Raw genomic sequence first — 16317 nt, 5'->3', positions numbered from 1 at the left:
GCTACGGCCTGGGCAGCTCCGCGTAGCCCGCGACCTCGCGCGGGCTCCGCGCGGCCGGGCCCACGTAACGCGCCGACGGGCGCACCAGGCGGCCCGTGCGCTTCTGCTCCAGGATGTGGGCCGACCAGCCCGCCGTGCGGGCACAGGTGAACATCGACGTGAACATGGGCGCCGGCACCTCGGCGAAGTCCAGCATGATCGCCGCCCAGAACTCCACGTTCGTCGCGAGCACCCGGTCCGGGCGCCGCGCGTGCAGCTCCTCCAGGGCCGCCTTCTCCAGCGCCCGCGCCACCTCGTAGCGCGGCGCGCCCAGCTCCTCGGCGGTGCGCCGCAGCACCCGGGCGCGCGGGTCCTCCGCGCGGTAGACGCGGTGGCCGAAGCCCATCAGCCGCTCGCCCTTGTCCAGCGCCTTCTTCACGTACGCCGTGGCGTCCCCGGTCCGCTCGATCTCCTCGATCATGCCGAGCACCCGGGACGGGGCGCCGCCGTGCAGCGGGCCCGACATGGCGCCCACCGCGCCGGACAGCGCAGCCGCCACGTCCGCCCCGGTCGAGGCGATGACCCGGGCGGTGAACGTCGAGGCGTTCATGCCGTGTTCGGCGGCGGACGTCCAGTACGCGTCGACGGCCTTCACATGGCGCGGGTCCGGCTCGCCCCGCCAGCGGATCATGAACCGCTCCACGACGGACTCGGCCTTGTCGATCTCCCGCTGCGGGACCATCGGCACGCCCTGTCCGCGCGCCGACTGCGCCACGTACGACAGCGCCATCACGGCGGCCCGCGCCAGGTTCTCGCGGGCGGTCTCCGCGTCGATGTCCAGGAGCGGCCTCAGCCCCCAGACCGGGGCGAGCATCGCCAGCGCGGCCTGCACGTCGACGCGGACGTCGCCGGAGTGCACGGGGAGCGGGAACGGCTCGGCGGGCGGCAGACCGGGCTCGAACGCCCCGTCCACCAGCAGCCCCCACACATGGCCGAAGGAGACGTGGCCGACGAGATCCTCGATGTCGACGCCCCGGTACCGGAGCGAACCGCCTTCCTTGTCGGGTTCGGCGATTTCCGTCTCGAACGCGACGACTCCTTCGAGTCCGGGTACGAAGTCGGACATCAGGCGGCTCCCTCGGATCGACGGTTGCGCCGGGCGGGCCTTTGGCCCGTCCGGCCGCTGCGGCAGGATGGCACCGTGCCCACCCCAGACTCCTCCTTCGATTCCACCACCGATCCGGCCGCGATGCGCGAGCAATACCGATCCGAGACCTTCACCGAGGACTCTCTCGCGCCCGACCCGATGGACCAGTTCGCGCGCTGGTTCCGACAGGTCGCCGCCGGCGGCACGCTCCACGAGCCGAACGCCATGGTGGTCTCCACGGCGACCCCCGAGGGCCGCCCCTCCTCCCGCACGGTGCTGCTGAAGATGTACGACGCGCGCGGCTTCGTCTTCTTCACCAACTACGGCTCCCGCAAGGGCCGCGAGCTGACGGCCAACCCGTACGTCTCGCTGCTCTTCCCCTGGCACCCGCTGGCCCGCCAGGTCATCGTCACCGGCAGCGCGGCCCGCGTCGCCCGCGAGGAGACCGTCGCCTACTTCCGCACCCGCCCGCACGGCTCCCAGCTCGGCGCCTGGGCGAGCGACCAGTCCGCGGTGATCGGCAGCCGCGAGGAGCTGACCGCCCGTTACGAGGAGTTGTCGGCCCGCTACCCGGAGGGCGAGAAGGTCCCGGCGCCCCCGCACTGGGGCGGCTTCCGCGTCGTCCCCGAGACGATCGAGTTCTGGCAGGGCCACGAGAACCGGCTCCACGACCGGCTGCGTTACGTCCGCGAGGGCGGCGAGGACGGCAAGTGGCGCGTCGAGCGGCTGTGCCCGTAAAGCCGTACGTGGAGCCGCACGTAAAGCCTTACGTGGAGCCGTACGAGGCTTACGGGGGCCGGGAAAAGCAGAACCCGCAGGCTCTGGTCCCCTCCTCGCGGAGGGAGCCGGCCGGATCTACCGGCGAGCCTGCGGGTCGGTGACTGCTTGGGTTTCGGCGGACTGCCCGCCGAGGTGCACGACGTGCGACGACGGGCAGTCAGCCCGCAGCCACCTCACGAATCCGATAAGACTGCACTTTTCGGATCACCTCCTTTCGCGTGTACGGCCACCTTAGGAACCGCCCCCCGGGCCGGGCAAGTGAATTAACGGCGGACCGATTTCCGGCAAAGTCGCTGTGCCGTGGGTCACGTTCGAGTTCAATGGTCTGACGTGCGGCTATGGCGGACACCTCTCGCAAGGGGACCGGGATGAGTGCTTCCACGAGCAGGGGGACGGCCGGTGCGGAGCTGCTGGCGGCCCTCCTCGACGGCATGGACGCGGCGCTCTGCGCCTTCGACGCGGACGGCACCGTCACCCACTGGAACCGCGAGGCCGAGCGGGTCCTCGGCTGGTCCGCCGAGGAGGCCGTGGGCCGGCCGGGGCTGGCCGGCTGGGCGGTCCGCCGGGCCGACGCGGACGATGTGCAGCGGCGGCTGATGGCCGTCATGGGCGCGCCGGGCCGCCGGGTCCACGAGTTCGCGCTGCTGCGCAAGGACGGCGGCCGGGTCCTGGTGCGCACCCAGTCCGCCGGGGTCCGGGGCGCGGACGGGAAGCCGGCCGGGGTGTACTGCGCGTTCAGCGAGGTGCACGCCCAGATCGACCTGGAGCGGGCCATCGCGCTGAGCGAGGCGCTGTTCGAGGACGCCTCCTGGGGCGTCGTCCTGGTCGACGTGGACCTGCGCCCCACCGTCGTCAACGCCCACGCGGCCCGGGCGTTGGGCGCCGGCCGTACGACGCCGCTCGGCCGGCCGCTCGGCGAGCTGATCGCCCAGGGGGTCGAGGAACTGGAGGGCGCGCTTCAGCACGTCCTCGCCGAGGGGGCGCCGGACGCACCCGCCGAGCTGTGGGTGACCCTGCGCGAGGGTGCGGGCACCCGCCGTCGCTGCTGGCGCAGCGGCTTCCTGCGGCTGGCCTCCCCGCTCACCGAGGAGCCCGTGCCGCTGGGCGCCGGCTGGGTCTTCCAGGACGTCACGGAGGCCCGGCTCGCCGCCCAGGAGGCGGACCGGCTGCGCTTCCGCTCCAACCAGCTGCACCGCGCCTCGCGGTCCGCCGCGGAGTGCGAGGACCCGATGGAGGCCGCGATGGCGTCGCTCGACTTCGCGCTGGCCGGGTTCGCCGACCACGCGCTGGTCGACCTGGTGGCGGGGGAGCGGCTGGTCCGGGCGGCGGCCACCCCGGCCGACGCGCCGGGCCCCTGCCTCCCGGTGGCCGGGGGCGGCATCCCCGTGCGGTACGCCCCGGGCCACCCGGCCCTCCAGGCGGTGGACCGCACGGGCCCGGTGCGCGCGTCGGCGGGGGCCGGGCGGACGGACGGCGAGTGGGCCCGCCGGCGCCAGTGGCCGCCGGACGCGGTCCACGTGCTGTGCACGGTGCTGCGCAGCCGCGGTCGCACCCTGGGCGTGGTGACGTTCCTCCGCTCCGCGCACCGCAGCGCGTTCGAACGCCCGGACGCGGTGTACGCGGAGACGGTGGCGGCCCGGGTGGCGGCCTCGGTGGACCTGCACCTGGCGGGGGGCCGCTCCGGCCCGTCCGGCGGCCTTCCCGGCCCGTCCGGCGATTGAGGACGGAACCGGTGCCGCCGGGGGCGGCGCCTTTCGGGCCGGGGCGCCCGGGGGCCCGTACGCCTCAGTGCCGGTAGAAGATCCGGTCCGCTCAGTGCCGGTAGAAGATCCGGTCCGCGTACTGCCTCATCACGCGCCCGTTCCACTCGTGCCCGCCGTCCACGTTCCCCGACCGCAGCAGCGGCGGCTCGATGCCCCGCTCCAGCAGCCGCTCCGCCGCCGCGGCCATCATGCTCTGCATGATCGCGCTGGTGACCACCGTGGAGGCCGGCGCGAACGGCGCCTCGACGCCGTCCACCTCGATCTCCGCGTCGCCGACCGCGATCTTGCTGTCGAGGACGATGTCGCAGTGGTCCCGCAGGAAGCCGCCCGAGCTGTGCCGGGACCGGGTCTCCGCCGCGTAGGCGACCGAGGTGACGCCGATGACCTTCAGGCCCAGCGCGCGGGCGTTGAGCGCCATCTCGACGGGCAGCGCGTTGCGCCCGGAGAGCGAGATGATCACGAGCACGTCGCCGGACTTCGCGGGGCTGGAGTCGAGCACCGCGCCCGCGAGGCCGTCCACGCGTTCCAGGGCCGAGCCGAGGGTCGCGGGCATGACGTCCACGCCGAGGGCCCCGGGCACGGCCATGAGGTTCATCAGGGCGAACCCGCCCGCCCGGTAGACGACGTCCTGCGCGGCGAGCGAGGAGTGCCCGGCGCCGAAGGCGAAGAGCCGGCCGCCCGCCTCGACGGTGTCGGCGATCGCGGCACCGGCGGCGGCGATGTTGCCGGCCTCCTCGTCCCGCACCCGCCCCAGCAGGCCGATCGCCGCATCGAAGAACTGACCGGCCAGCTTGCTTTCGCTCATCGAGGAGGACCTTTCCGGCGGGGTGGGACGCCCATGGGGCGTCCGTAACGCCGATCACGTTGCGGTCTGGACCAGTGACCTGTCAATACCGCACGGCCCCGGTGGCGACGGCGGGGCACGGTTCCGCGCGCGATGCGTCAGAATTGGTGCAGGGCCAGCGCACGATTGCATCGAGGGGCACGAATGTCCGGACTGATCGACACCACGGAGATGTATCTCCGCACCATCCTCGAACTCGAAGAGGAAGGCGTGGTCCCCATGCGCGCCCGGATCGCGGAACGGCTGGACCAGAGCGGTCCGACCGTCAGCCAGACCGTGGCGCGGATGGAGCGCGACGGCCTGGTCCAGGTCGCGGGCGACCGGCACCTGGAGCTGACGGAGGAGGGCCGCCGGCTGGCGACCCGCGTCATGCGCAAGCACCGGCTGGCCGAGTGCCTGCTGGTCGACGTGATCGGCCTGGAGTGGGAGCAGGTCCACGCCGAGGCGTGCCGGTGGGAGCACGTGATGAGCGAGGCGGTCGAGCGCCGGGTGCTGGAGCTGCTCCGCCACCCGACGGAGTCGCCGTACGGGAATCCCATCCCGGGCCTGGAGGAGCTGGGCGAGAAGGCCGAGGCGGACCCGTTCCTCGACGAGGGCATGGTCAGCCTGTCCGATCTCGACCCGGGCGGCGACGGCAAGACGGTGGTGGTCCGCCGGATCGGGGAGCCGATCCAGACGGACGCCCAGCTGATGTACACGCTGCGGCGGGCGGGCGTGCAGCCCGGCTCCGTGGTCAGCGTGACGCAGTCGCCCGGCGGGGTGCTGGTCGGCAGCAGCGGTGAGGCGGCGGAGCTGGACTCGGAGATCGCCTCGCACGTCTTCGTCGCCAAGCGGTAGGGCTCGTTTTCCGGGCAGACCGTCCGAGACCGTTCCGGGCGGACCGCCCGAGACCTTCCGGGCGGACCGCCCGAGACCTTCCGGGCGGACCGTCCGAGACCGTTCCGGGCGGACCGCCCGAGACTTCCGGGCAGACCGTCCGAGACCTTCCGGGGGACCGGGCACCGGCAGCCGCCGGTGGCCGGTCCTTCTTTTTTCGTCCCGAACCGCAGCGCTCCGGCGCGGACCGTGCCAGGCTGTGGCGGAGGGGTGGCTGAGCGTGTGGGCCGCCGCCGGTGCCGCCGGGGAGGGGAGCCGCGATGCGCCCGTCGTACGAGACAAGCGGATGGCCCCGGCGCCGCAAGGCACCGGGGCCTGTCCCTCCCTGTGCCCGACCTGGAGCCCCGAGCTCTCGAGGTCGGTCCCGCGAGCCCTCATCCCCGAGTGGCGCGCCTCCCGCAGAAGATCTCCCCGCAGCTGCCGTCGTCAATCCTGGGAAGCAGTCACTCGAACGAGCGGTGTTGGCTGGCAGATCCCCGTTTTCGAATAGAGGTTCGATAGTCTGGCCTACGTGACCACCCGGTGACCCAGCAGGTGTTCCCAGGGAGAGAAGGGGGTGCCAGAAGCTATGGCGCGGCGCATCGAAGTGACCGGATCGGACGGCGTACGCCTCGCGGCCTGGGAGTTCGCCGACCCGCCCGGGGCGGGCGCGGACGGCGCCCCGGCCCCCGCCGTCTTACTGCTGCACGGCCTGATGGGCAGGGCCTCGCACTGGGCGTCCGCCGCCGGCTGGCTCGCCGAGCGGCACCGGCCGGTCGGCCTCGACCAGCGCGGCCACGGCGACAGCGGGAAACCGGCCGACGGCTCCTACACCCGCGACGCCTACGTGGCGGACGCCGAGGCGGTGATCGAACAGCTGGGGCTCGCCCCCGTCACGCTCGTCGGCCACTCCATGGGAGCGCTCACCGCCTGGCAGCTCGCCGCCAAGCGCCCCGACCTGGTCCGCGCGCTCGTCGTCTGCGACATGCGCGCCTCCGCGCTCGGCGCGGCCTCACAGCGCGAGTGGGAGGACTGGTTCGCCGGCTGGCCGCTGCCCTTCGCCTCGCCCGAGGCCGTGCGGCGGTGGTTCGGCGAGGAGGACCCGTGGGTGGAGCGCCCCAGCCCGTCCCGGGGCGCCTTCTACGCCGAGGTGATGGCCGAGCGGGACGGCGGCTGGTGGCCCGTGTTCTCCCGGCGCCACATGCTGGAATCCCGCGCCACCTGGGTCTTCGACGCGCACTGGGAGGAGCTGGCCCAGGTCAGGTGCCCGACGCTGGTGCTGCGCGGCCTGGACGGCGAGCTCGGCCGGGCGGAGGCACAGGAGATGGTCCGGGTCCTGCCGCGCGGTCAGTACGCCGAGGTGGCCGACGCCGGCCACCTCGTGCACTTCGACCAGCCGGAGGGCTGGCGCGCCGCGGTCGAACCCTTCCTGGAGCAGCTGTCGAAGGACGCGCGGGAGGACCGCGAGCCGGTGTCCCCGTAAGCCGGTGTCCCCGTAAGCCCGCGTTCCCGCGGGCCTTCAGCCCTTGCTGACCGCCGTCAGGATCTCCGGCAGCCGCATGGCCATGCGCGGGGCCGCGAGCCGCAGTCCGCCCCAGCCGATCAGTGCCCCGTACCCCGCGCCGGCCGGCAGCAGCAGCCACAGCCAGTCCGTCCGGCCGGTGACGTGCAGGGTGATCGTCAGCGCGATCACCGGGGCGCTCAGCACGGCCGCCGAGACCATGCCGCCGAGGATGGAGATCCAGGCGAGACCGGCCTGTCCCGGCGCCACGTTCTTGAACGCCCCCTCCTGCGGCACCGAGTACGGGAAGCTCACCGAGGCCACCGCGCCCGTCGCCAGCATCGCGCCCAGCAACGCGAACGACAGCCCGGTCACCCCGGGCAGCAGCTTCCAGTCGCCGAGCAGCGCCGCCGTCACCACCGCCACGAGCACCGTGTACGGAAGGGTGATCAGCAAGAGCGCCAGCGCCCGGGCGCGCAGTTCGAGGTACGCGTCCCGGGACGAGGAGATCGTCTGGGCGACCATCCAGAAGGCGGAGGTGTCCTGCCCGAACTGGTTGTACATCTGCATGCCGAGCATCCCGGACGCGAAGCAGGCGAAGTACACCGTGCCCTGCCCCTGGAGGGCGTTGATCAGCGGGACGATCAGCCCGATCGCCAGCGCGGTCACCCAGGCGGCCTTGGTCTTCGGGTCCCGTGCCACGTACCGCAGGGTCCGCTGCATCACCGTGCCGGTGCGGCCCTCGGGGAGCAGGGCCCACAGGCCCGCCCCGGTCCGGCCGGACTTCTCGCGGTCCGGCCCGGCGGCGGCCGTGGAACCGTCCGGCGCGGTCATCAGCTTCGTCAGGCTGCGCTGCCACAGCCACAGCAGCGCGACCAGCGCCACCGCCGCGATCAGCAGCTGGGCGACGGCCCGCCCGTACGCCCCCGCGCCGGCGGAGTCCACGGACCCGATGGCCGAGGCGGGCGGCAGCCAGCGCACCACGTCCGCCGCCGGGTCGAGCGAGGCGAGCCCGCCGGCCCGGCCGAGGCGCTGGGCGCCGAAGTTGACGACCTGGATGCCCACCGCGATCAGCAGGCCGCTGAGGACCGCCAGGTCCCGGCCCTTGCGGGAGGTCAGCAGCCGGGTGTTGGCGGCGGCGACCGCACGGGCCAGGGCCACGCAGACCAGCAGGGTCAGCGGGACGGCGAGCACCGCGAAGACCACCGCGCCCGCGCCCTCGGCCAGCGCGGCGACCGAGCCGGCCGCCAGACACAGTGTGAACAGCGGGCCCAGCCCGATCAGCGAGGAGACCAGCAGTGCGGTGATCAGCGGCCGGGGCCGCAGCGGCAGCATCACGAGGCGGGTCGGGTCCAGGGTCTCGTCCCCGGCCGAGAAGAACAGCGGCATCACCGCCCAGCCGAGGGCCAGCACCCCGGTGAGCAGCACCACCAGCGAGGCCGCGTGGTCGTGGCCGCGCAGCAGCACGAGCCCCAGCAGCAGCCCGGCCGCGGCCAGCAGGGCGCCCACGACCGAGATCAGGTAGACCGCCTTGCGCCCGCTGGACTGGCGCAGCCCGTTGCGGAGCAGGGCCAGCTTGAGCCGGGCGAACACGGGGACCAGCGCCGAAGCACCGGTCGCGGCCCCGGGACCGGCGGGGGCGTCCAGCACGCTCATCGGTCGCCGCCCAGCCAGTCCAGGGCGGCGCCGGTGTCGCGGTCGCCCGCGCCGACCAGTTCCAGGAACGCGTTCTGCAGCGAGGGCGCCTCACCGCGCACCTCGGCCAGGGGGCCCTGGGCCCGGATGGTGCCGGCCGCCATGACGGCCACCCAGTCGCACAGCGACTCGACCAGCTCCATCACATGGCTGGAGAAGACGACGGTCGCCCCGGATCGCGTGTAGCGCTCCAGGACCTTGCGGATGGTCTGCGCCGAGACCGGGTCGACGCCCTCGAACGGCTCGTCCAGGAACAGCACTTCGGGGTTGTGCAGCAGGGCGGCGGCGAGCCCGATCTTCTTGCGCATCCCGGTCGAGTAGTCGATGACCAGCTTGTGCTGGGAGCCCGCCAGGTCCAGCACGTCGAGCAGCTGGGTGGCCCGGCTGTCCACCTCCTGGCCGGGCAGCCCGCGCAACCGGCCGGTGTAGGCGAGGAGTTCACGCCCGGACAGGCGCTCGAAGAGGCGCAGACCCTCGGGCAGGACCCCGATCCGGGACTTCACCCCGACCGGGTCGCCCCAGACGTCGCGCCCGCCGATCTCGATCCGCCCCCGGTCGGGCCGGAGCAGCCCGGTGACCATGGAGAGCGTGGTGGTCTTCCCCGCCCCGTTGGGCCCCACCAGGCCGATGAACCTGCCCGCGGGCAGCTCCAGATCGATGCCCGCGACGGCGGTCTGCTCGCCGAATCGTTTCCACAGCCCCTCGACGCGCACCGCGGGCGGGGTCGCCCGCGGTGCGTCGGTCCCGTCAGCGCCCTCGCGTTCCGCCCGGTCCGGCATGTGCACGCCTTTCGAAGTCCCCGTATGTGGGGGCCACCCTACGAAAGACGTGTCCGCCGCGCGTCGGCCGCGGCACGCCCGCAGGCGTACGCGAGCGGGCCGATCAGCTCCTCGACCTCGGGCAGCCAGCGGTGGGCGGTCGGGGGGGAGCGGGCCCACTGCACCGCGCCGGCCCCGCCGCCCCGGGTCGGCGGCGCGCCGCCGTAACCGCCCGCGCCGATGCCGCGCCGGCCGCTCGACGCGGCGTTCCACCCGGCCCGGCGGGCCAGGTCGTCCGCCTTCGCGGCGGCGCCCGGCAGCACGAAGAACTGCATGCGGCGGTCCGGGGTGCGGGTGACCGGGCCGAGCGGCAGGCTCATCCGCTCCATCCGGGCGAGCGCCAGGAAGCCCGCCGACTCCGGCACGTCGACGGCGTCGAACGCGCGCCCGGTGGGCAGCAGCACCGCGGCGCCCGGCCGCCGGGTCCACATCCGGCGGGCCGCCGCGCCGCTGCCGGTGGCCCCGTCCGCCCAGCCGTCCCCGGCGGGGTGGGCACCGGGCGCGGCGCACGCCGCCTCGCCGCACGAGCAGCTCCGGCCGCCGCCGGACGGCTCCAGCCAGGTGCCCGGGCACACGTCCCAGTGCCGCTCCTCCGTGTACCGCACGGCGGCGTCGAGCAGCTGCTCCACGCGCTGCCGGGGGACCTGCGCCGCTTCCTTGACTCCGATGGGCTCTTCCACGTCCGGCTCAACTACGGGCTTCACGAAGAGTTACGGCCGCCGGGTGCGCGGTTCCGCATGCGGGGCGCACGGGTGCATGGGCGGGGGCGCGTGGGAGAGGCATGGGCCCTGGGCGGGTAGCTGGTTACGGGACGTCCGGCCGGTGCGGTTCGGCGCGGCATTTTAGTGACTCGCCGTGACGAATGCGGTAAGTCGCGCGGAAAGTGACCAACACGATGAATCAGCGCATTTCTCAGGCATATGTCGGGCAGTGATCCCGCCACCTATCACCGCGGCCTCAGGGGGATACACATGGCAGCCAGGCCACTCATCGCACGTCAGCCGAACGAACGGCTCCAGGCGCTCATCCAGGAAGCCGGATGCTCCAACGCGGGCCTGGCCCGCCGGGTCAACATGGTCGGCGCCGAACGCGGCCTCGACCTCCGCTACGACAAGACCTCCGTGGCCCGCTGGCTGCGCGGCCAGCAGCCACGCGGCCGGGCGCCGGGCACCATCGCCGAGGCGCTGGGCCGCAAGCTCGGCCGCACGGTCACGATCGACGAGATCGGGATGGCCAACGGCAAGAACCTCGCCTCGGGCGTCGGCCTGCAGTTCGCGCCGACGGTGACCGGGGCGATCGAGCAGGTCTGTGAGCTGTGGCGCAGCGACGTCGGCCGCCGCGACTTCCTCACCGGCTCGGCGGTCGCCTCGTCCGCGCTCGTGGAGCCCAGCCGGGACTGGCTGATCACCGGCCCGGACCCGCAGGTCGCCCGGCCCGCCGGGTCGCGGGTCGGGATGCCGGACGTGGAGGCGGTGCGGGCGACGACGGCCGCGCTGGTCGACCTCGACCACCGCTTCGGCAGCGGCCATGTGCGTCCCGTCCTCGTGCACTACCTCAACAGCGTGGTCTCCGGGCTGCTTTCGGGGGCGTACCGGGAAGCGACGGGCCGTCAGCTCTTCGCCGCCGTCTCCCGGCTCACCGAACTCGCCGGCTACATGGCCATCGACACCGGCCAGCCGGGCCTGGCCCAGCGCTACTACATCCAGGCGCTGCGGCTCGCGCAGGCGGCGGGCGACCGCGCGTACGGCGGCTATGTGCTGGCCGCCTCGATGAGCCACCTCGCCGCCCAGCTCGGCAATCCGCGCGAGATCGCGCAGCTGGCCCGGGCCGCGCAGGAGGGGGCGCGCGGCCGGGTCACCCCGCGCGCGGAGGCGATGTTCTACGCGGCGGAGGCGCGCGGCCACGCGCTGCTCGGCGACGCCCGCACCTGCCTGGAGACCGCGGGCCGGGCCGAGGCCGCCCTGGAGCGGGCCGAGCCGGACAGCGGGGACGACCCGGACTGGATCGCCCACTTCGACCACGCCTACCTGGCGGACGAACTCGCCCACTGCCACCGGGACCTGGGGCAGGCGGACGCCGCCGCGCGCCGGGCGAAGGAGTCGCTGGACGGCCACCCGGAGTCCCGGGCCCGGCGCCGGGGCATCGGCCTCGCGCTGCTGGCCACGGCCCAGGTGCAGCTGCGGGAGGTCGAGCAGGCGTGCCACACGGGGACCCGGGCGATGGAGCTGCTCGGCACGGTGCGCTCGACCCGGGGCGCGGAGTATCTGGAGGACCTGCAGCAGCGCCTCCTGCCGTACGGGGACGAGCCCGCGGTACGGGAGTTCGGGGCGCGGCTGGAGCTCCAGGCGGCGTGAGCCGGGAAGGGGGAGCCGTTAACTGCGTCCCGGGGGACCGCGGTGTTACACCCTGTGTCACGGGTGTGCTGCGGACCTCGGGCACTTGGCGCGCCGCGGCTGCCACCCGATAGCGTGAGTCGACGATTACATAGTTGACACGCACGTAGGAGTCCCGGTGACACAGAGCGGACAGGGCGACGAGCAGCAGCACCCTGCTGTACGACCCGCGCACGAGGGTGTCGTGCTGCCCTCGGACGGCGGCGAGCCCTGGACGCCGGGGAGAGCGGCGGACCGGGCGGCCCCGGCCGGTGGCCGGCCGTGGGGACAGGAGTGGGGCCCGCAGGACGGCGGTGGGCAGGGCGCGTACGGGCAGCAGCAGCCGTACCAGCAGGGCCCGCACCAGGGGGCCTACGGGCAGCAGCCCGGCGGCTACGGCCGGGACCAGGGCGCCGCGTACGGGCCGCAGCAGGGCGCCGCGCCCCTGCCGCCCGCACAGCAGCCGCCCGCGCAGCCCCAGCCGTACGCGCAGCCGCTGCCGCCCGAGGCCGGGCCCGGGGCGGCCCCGGGCGGGGACGCCGACGCCACGCAGTACATCGCGCCGATACCGGGCGGTCCCGCGCCCGGCGGACTGCCGCCGGCACGCCCTGCGGAGTCCACGCGGTTCCCGGGCGGGGACGCCGACGCCACGCAGTACATCGCGCCGATACCCGGTGGTCCCGCGCCCGGCGGGCTGCCGCCGGAGAGCCCCGCGGAGTCCACGCGGTTCCTGGGCCGGGCCGCGCAGGCCCCGCAGGGCGGCGGCGGGGACGCCGAGGCGACCCAGTACCTCCCCCCGGTGCCCGGCGGCGCCCCGTACGGCATCCGGCCCGGGGCGCCCGGCGAGCGGCAGCCCCCCGCCGAGTTCGACAACCTCTTCCGCAGCGACGAGCCCGAGGGCGCGACGCAGCAGATGCCCCGGTTCGACCCGGCCCAGCAGCAGCCCCCGTACCAGCAGAGCCCCCCGCGGCAGCCGTACCAGGCGGGCCCGCCGCCGCAGCAGGGCTTCCAGCAGCCGCCCCCGTACAGCGGCCCCCAGGACGGGCCGGGGCAGGACGGGGGCGACGGCGGGCGGCGCAAGAAGTCCGGCGCGGTGCCGCTGATCGCGGCCGTCGTGGTCGGCTGCGCGGTGATCGGTCTGGGCGCCGGCGCCCTGATGAGCGGCGGCGACGACGACAAGGACGCCAAGCAGCCGGTGGCCTCCGCGAGTTCACCGGCCGCCGGTGAGCCGTCCGGGGAGCAGGAGCAGCCCCCCGCCGACCCGGCGAAGCCGCAGGCCGAGGAGTTGGACAAGCTCCTCGCGGACAGCAACAACAGCCGCGCGGCGGTGATCGGGGCGGTCGAGAAGACCAAGTCCTGCAGCGACCTGGACACGGCCGTCTCCGACCTCAAGGGCGCCGCCAAGCAGCGCCGCGAACTGGTCACCCGGCTCCAGGCGCTCGCCGTCGACAAGCTGCCCGACCACGACCGGCTGACCGCCGCGCTCACCACGGCCTGGCAGGCGTCCGCGTCCGCCGACGACCACTACGCCGCCTGGGCGGTGCAGGCCAAGAGCAAGAAGGTCTGCAAGCACGGGCACGCCAAGACCACCTCGCACACCCAGCAGGCGACCGTGAAGAGCGGCGAGGCCAGCAAGGCGAAGCGGGAGGCGGCCGAGCTGTGGAACAAGATCGCCCAGAAGTACGGCCTGACGACACGCCAGGCGACCGCGCTCTGAGCGGGGCCCGCCGGACCGGCGCGGCGCGCCCGTGCCGGTTCAGCGGGTCGCGCTGGCCTCGGCCATGGTCTCCGTGACGTCCACGAAGTCCTTCCGCGCGGCGACGAGCCGCCCGTCGCGCACCACCTGGAACGTCACCTTGCTGTTGACGACACGCGGGTACGACCGCGAGCCGATCATGTCCTGGTAGCGCCAGCGCAGGGTGGGTGTCAGGCCCCCGGTGTCGGCGCGGGCGCCCTTGCCGAGGGCCCGGGTGAGCTTCGCCGCGGTGATCTCGGACTCGTGCATCGACTCGATGACCGACTTCAGCGCGGTGTACGCGATCCACGTGGTCTGCACGCCCGTGTCGTCCGGGTCGATCCGGTTGTCACCGAACGCGTACGCGCGGATCACCTCCCGCATCGGCTTCCACCTGGCATCGCCCGGGGGCGGGTACCAGCCGGTGACGTACGCCCCCTCGAACGGGCTGTCCCGGCCGCCGGTGCGGTCGATGAGCGGCTGGCCCACGCTGCCGAGCACCGAGGCCACGCGCACGGTGGCGTCCTTCGGTTCGAGCCGCCGGAACGAGTCGAAGAAGGTCCCCGTGCGGTCGCCCAGCACGGACGTCACGCAGCCGCCGGCCGCGCCCGCCCCGGAGAGCGCGCGTTCCGCTTCCGCGTCGTAGGAGGTGGCGCCCTCGGCGGCCGGTATGTCGAGCGGCGCGGGCCGCCCGGCGCCCTTGAGGCCGGTGCGCAGCAGCCAGGCCTGGCTGTCACCGGTCAGCGTGTCCGGGCGCACCAGCGAGACCCGGTCGCAGTCGTGTGACAGCTGCTCGGCGGTCCCGGCGAGCAACGCGGACTGGCCGCCGTTCACCGGGTAGGACGCATAGCTGCGGAACTCCTCCTCGGAGGCGCCGTAACCGCCGATGTACGGGATTCCGGCGACCTCCAGCGGGGCCATGTACGCCCGCCCGTGCCGGCTGTACGAGCCGACGACCGCGACCGCCTTCTCCTCGACGGCCTTGCGGGCGCAGTCCCCCGCCCCGGTCGAGGCGTCCTGTTCGTCACAGGTGACGACGCGCAGCTCGTGCCCGTCGATCCCGCCCCGCGCGTTGATCCAGCGCCCGTACGCCTGCGCCATGGCGGTCATCCCCGCCATGTTGTCGGCGTCCGGCGCCGAGGCGCCGCTGGGTGCCCAGGTCATGACGGTGACGGGCTCCCTGGAGTCCCCCGATCCCCCAGGGAGCGCGCCGCAGCCGGACAGCAGCATGGCCCCGGCCGTCACCGCGCCGGTGAGCAGTCCGAAGGAGCGGGAAGGGAAGGGGCGTCGCCGTCCGGTCATGGACCCAGACCCTTCCCCGCCCCGGGTAACACCGTGGTGGGCGGCGGGCAACGGCTGGTGACGTCACCGTGAACGCCAGGGGCCGGTCCCGGGCGCCGGAAGGGGAACGTACGATCGACAACCGTGCAGCAAGGTTCCGAGAACTCTTCCCGTCGCGGCCGTCGCTCCTCCACCATGGGCGGCATGCCGCTCAACGACCTTCCGTGGTGGCGCTGGCGCAGCAACGTGCGCTCGGCGCTGCACATGCTCTCCGACCCCGTCTTCCACCGCGACTGCTGGCTGGCCGGCCGCGAGGGGTACGGCGACGTCACCGACGCCGTGTACCGCCTGGTCGAGGACACCTGGCTCGACAACTGGTCCGCCGAGAAGTACGTCGGCACGATCTTCCGGGACGCCACCGAGGCCGCCCTCGTGGACGCCGCCGTGCTCCGGGTGCTGCGCATCCTGCACCAGGTCGGAGCGGACGCCCCGGTCTCCGTCTACCTGGAGCACCCCGGCTGGCCGGAGGCCGTCGCGGCGGCCCGCGAGGCGCACGTGCTGCTCGCCGGCAACGACGGCGAGGACCCGGAGGCGCCGCCGCGCTCCCTGGACGTCCTCCGCATTCTGACCAGGACCGCCTGACCGGGCGTGGTTGTGGCACGCTACGGGGATGACCGCGCCGCAGCCCGCTCCCGACCAGTACGTCCTCACGCTGTCCTGCCCGGACAAACAGGGCATCGTGCACGCCGTGTCGAGCTACCTCTTCATGACCGGCTGCAACATCGAGGACAGCCAGCAGTTCGGTGACCACGACACCGGCCTGTTCTTCATGCGCGTCCACTTCTCGGCGGGCACCCCGGTCACCGTCGACAAGCTGCGGGCCAGCTTCGCCGCGATCGGTGACTCGTTCGCCATGGACTGGCAGATCCACCGCGCCTCGGAGCGCATGCGGATCGTGCTGATGGTCAGCAAGTTCGGCCACTGCCTCAACGACCTGCTCTTCCGGTCCCGGATCGGCGCGCTGCCGGTCGAGATCGCCGCCGTCGTCTCCAACCACCCGGACTTCGCCGAGCTCGTCGCCTCGTACGGCGTGCCCTTCCGGCACATCCCGGTGACCCGCGACAACAAGCCGCAGGCCGAGGCGGAGCTGCTGGAGCTGGTCCGCGAGGAGAACGTGGAGCTGGTCGTCCTGGCCCGCTACATGCAGGTCCTCTCGGACGACCTGTGCAAGCAGCTCAGCGGCCGGATCATCAACATCCACCACTCCTTCCTGCCGAGCTTCAAGGGCGCCAAGCCCTACCACCAGGCGCACGCGCGCGGCGTGAAGCTCATCGGCGCCACCGCCCACTACGTCACCGCCGACCTCGACGAGGGCCCGATCATCGAGCAGGAGGTCGAGCGCGTCGGCCACGGCGTCACCCCCGACCAGCTCGTCGCCATCGGCCGGGACGTGGAGTGCCAGGCCCTGGCCCGCGCGGTGAAGTGGCACGCGGAACGCCGCATCCTGCTGAACGGCCGCCGCACGGTCGTCTTCGACTGAGCGCCGT

14 protein-coding genes are annotated in these 16317 nt (G+C 73.9%); 8 read left to right on the top strand and 6 right to left on the bottom strand.

The features are described from left to right. Position 1: 1 nt before the first annotated feature. The gene (locus FKN01_RS15100) at positions 2-1105 is read right to left on the bottom strand and encodes a citrate synthase 2 (RefSeq protein WP_143620564.1); all 1104 of its coding nucleotides are present in this window, start codon (positions 1103-1105) and stop codon (positions 2-4) included. Between the two features lie 123 nt (positions 1106-1228). Here FKN01_RS15100 and pdxH point away from each other — a divergent pair, with 123 nt between their 5' ends. Beyond that, positions 1229-1864, top strand: coding sequence for a pyridoxamine 5'-phosphate oxidase (gene pdxH / locus FKN01_RS15095; protein WP_143620636.1), 636 nt, complete (start codon positions 1229-1231; stop codon positions 1862-1864). A gap of 410 nt (positions 1865-2274) precedes the next feature. Continuing rightward, positions 2275-3627, top strand: a complete 1353-nt coding sequence (locus FKN01_RS15090) for a PAS domain-containing protein (protein ID WP_143620562.1) — start codon at positions 2275-2277, stop codon at positions 3625-3627. A 91-nt stretch (positions 3628-3718) separates the two neighbouring features. Here FKN01_RS15090 and FKN01_RS15085 read toward each other — a convergent pair whose 3' ends face one another. Further along, complete coding sequence (locus FKN01_RS15085) at positions 3719-4474, bottom strand: SIS domain-containing protein (RefSeq protein ID WP_143620560.1); 756 nt, start codon at positions 4472-4474, stop codon at positions 3719-3721. 183 nt (positions 4475-4657) lie between these two features. On the opposite strand from FKN01_RS15085, the gene FKN01_RS15080 reads away from it, so the two are divergent. Both FKN01_RS15080 and FKN01_RS15075 read left to right on the top strand, forming a co-directional pair. Next, positions 4658-5350, top strand: a complete 693-nt coding sequence (locus FKN01_RS15080; protein WP_143620558.1) for a metal-dependent transcriptional regulator — start codon at positions 4658-4660, stop codon at positions 5348-5350. A 607-nt stretch (positions 5351-5957) separates the two neighbouring features. Next, complete coding sequence (locus FKN01_RS15075) at positions 5958-6851, top strand: alpha/beta fold hydrolase (protein WP_143620634.1); 894 nt, start codon at positions 5958-5960, stop codon at positions 6849-6851. A gap of 36 nt (positions 6852-6887) precedes the next feature. Here the strand turns inward: FKN01_RS15075 and FKN01_RS15070 are convergent, their stop codons facing one another. Genes FKN01_RS15070 through FKN01_RS15060 form a run of 3 tightly spaced genes read right to left on the bottom strand, consistent with a single transcriptional unit; the run spans position 6888 to position 10062 of the window. Next, positions 6888-8525, bottom strand: coding sequence for a transporter (locus tag FKN01_RS15070; protein WP_143620556.1), 1638 nt, complete (start codon positions 8523-8525; stop codon positions 6888-6890). Then, positions 8522-9343 carry an ABC transporter ATP-binding protein gene (locus tag FKN01_RS15065; RefSeq protein ID WP_143620554.1) on the bottom strand — a complete coding sequence of 274 codons (822 nt, stop codon included), beginning with the start codon at positions 9341-9343 and terminating at the stop codon, positions 8522-8524. Before FKN01_RS15065 ends, FKN01_RS15070 begins: the two co-directional genes overlap by 4 nt. A 38-nt stretch (positions 9344-9381) precedes the next feature. Then, entirely contained in the window at positions 9382-10062 is a 681-nt protein-coding gene (locus FKN01_RS15060; RefSeq protein WP_143620552.1) for a bifunctional DNA primase/polymerase, read from the bottom strand. A gap of 291 nt (positions 10063-10353) precedes the next feature. Between FKN01_RS15060 and FKN01_RS15055 the strand changes: the two genes are divergently transcribed. Together FKN01_RS15055 and FKN01_RS15050 are read left to right on the top strand one after the other, a co-directional pair. Further along, positions 10354-11736 (top strand): transcriptional regulator, encoded by a 1383-nt coding sequence (locus FKN01_RS15055; protein WP_143620549.1) that lies wholly within the window; start codon positions 10354-10356, stop codon positions 11734-11736. 223 nt (positions 11737-11959) lie between these two features. Continuing rightward, on the top strand, positions 11960-13471 hold the full coding sequence (locus FKN01_RS15050; protein WP_143620632.1) for a hypothetical protein: 1512 nt from the start codon (positions 11960-11962) through the stop codon (positions 13469-13471). Between the two features lie 39 nt (positions 13472-13510). Here the strand turns inward: FKN01_RS15050 and FKN01_RS15045 are convergent, their stop codons facing one another. Beyond that, entirely contained in the window at positions 13511-14791 is a 1281-nt protein-coding gene (locus tag FKN01_RS15045) for an ABC transporter substrate-binding protein (protein WP_143620547.1), read from the bottom strand. A gap of 183 nt (positions 14792-14974) precedes the next feature. Here FKN01_RS15045 and FKN01_RS15035 point away from each other — a divergent pair, with 183 nt between their 5' ends. Then, positions 14975-15412 carry an SCO4402 family protein gene (locus FKN01_RS15035; protein WP_260696889.1) on the top strand — a complete coding sequence of 146 codons (438 nt, stop codon included), beginning with the start codon at positions 14975-14977 and terminating at the stop codon, positions 15410-15412. A gap of 28 nt (positions 15413-15440) precedes the next feature. Then, complete coding sequence (gene purU / locus FKN01_RS15030; RefSeq protein ID WP_143620541.1) at positions 15441-16310, top strand: formyltetrahydrofolate deformylase; 870 nt, start codon at positions 15441-15443, stop codon at positions 16308-16310. The last annotated feature ends 7 nt before the right edge of the window (positions 16311-16317 follow it).

The sequence above is a fragment of the Streptomyces sp. 130 genome (assembly GCF_007096885.1).
Lineage (GTDB): Bacteria > Actinomycetota > Actinomycetes > Streptomycetales > Streptomycetaceae > Streptomyces.
This window is presented reverse-complemented; position numbering and strand designations above follow the sequence as displayed.

What these genes read in the sequence shown, in the direction of transcription:
- FKN01_RS15100 (WP_143620564.1), bottom strand. Translation starts at nt 1,105, where the DNA reads ATGTCCGACTTCGTACCCGGACTCGAAGGAGTCGTCGCGTTCGAGACG.
- pdxH (WP_143620636.1), top strand. Translation starts at nt 1,229, where the DNA reads ATGCGCGAGCAATACCGATCCGAGACCTTCACCGAGGACTCTCTCGCG.
- FKN01_RS15090 (WP_143620562.1), top strand. Translation starts at nt 2,275, where the DNA reads ATGAGTGCTTCCACGAGCAGGGGGACGGCCGGTGCGGAGCTGCTGGCG.
- FKN01_RS15085 (WP_143620560.1), bottom strand. Translation starts at nt 4,474, where the DNA reads ATGAGCGAAAGCAAGCTGGCCGGTCAGTTCTTCGATGCGGCGATCGGC.
- FKN01_RS15080 (WP_143620558.1), top strand. Translation starts at nt 4,658, where the DNA reads ATGTCCGGACTGATCGACACCACGGAGATGTATCTCCGCACCATCCTC.
- FKN01_RS15075 (WP_143620634.1), top strand. Translation starts at nt 5,958, where the DNA reads ATGGCGCGGCGCATCGAAGTGACCGGATCGGACGGCGTACGCCTCGCG.
- FKN01_RS15070 (WP_143620556.1), bottom strand. Translation starts at nt 8,525, where the DNA reads ATGAGCGTGCTGGACGCCCCCGCCGGTCCCGGGGCCGCGACCGGTGCT.
- FKN01_RS15065 (WP_143620554.1), bottom strand. Translation starts at nt 9,343, where the DNA reads ATGCCGGACCGGGCGGAACGCGAGGGCGCTGACGGGACCGACGCACCG.
- FKN01_RS15055 (WP_143620549.1), top strand. Translation starts at nt 10,354, where the DNA reads ATGGCAGCCAGGCCACTCATCGCACGTCAGCCGAACGAACGGCTCCAG.
- FKN01_RS15045 (WP_143620547.1), bottom strand. Translation starts at nt 14,791, where the DNA reads ATGACCGGACGGCGACGCCCCTTCCCTTCCCGCTCCTTCGGACTGCTC.
- FKN01_RS15035 (WP_260696889.1), top strand. Translation starts at nt 14,975, where the DNA reads ATGCCGCTCAACGACCTTCCGTGGTGGCGCTGGCGCAGCAACGTGCGC.
- purU (WP_143620541.1), top strand. Translation starts at nt 15,441, where the DNA reads ATGACCGCGCCGCAGCCCGCTCCCGACCAGTACGTCCTCACGCTGTCC.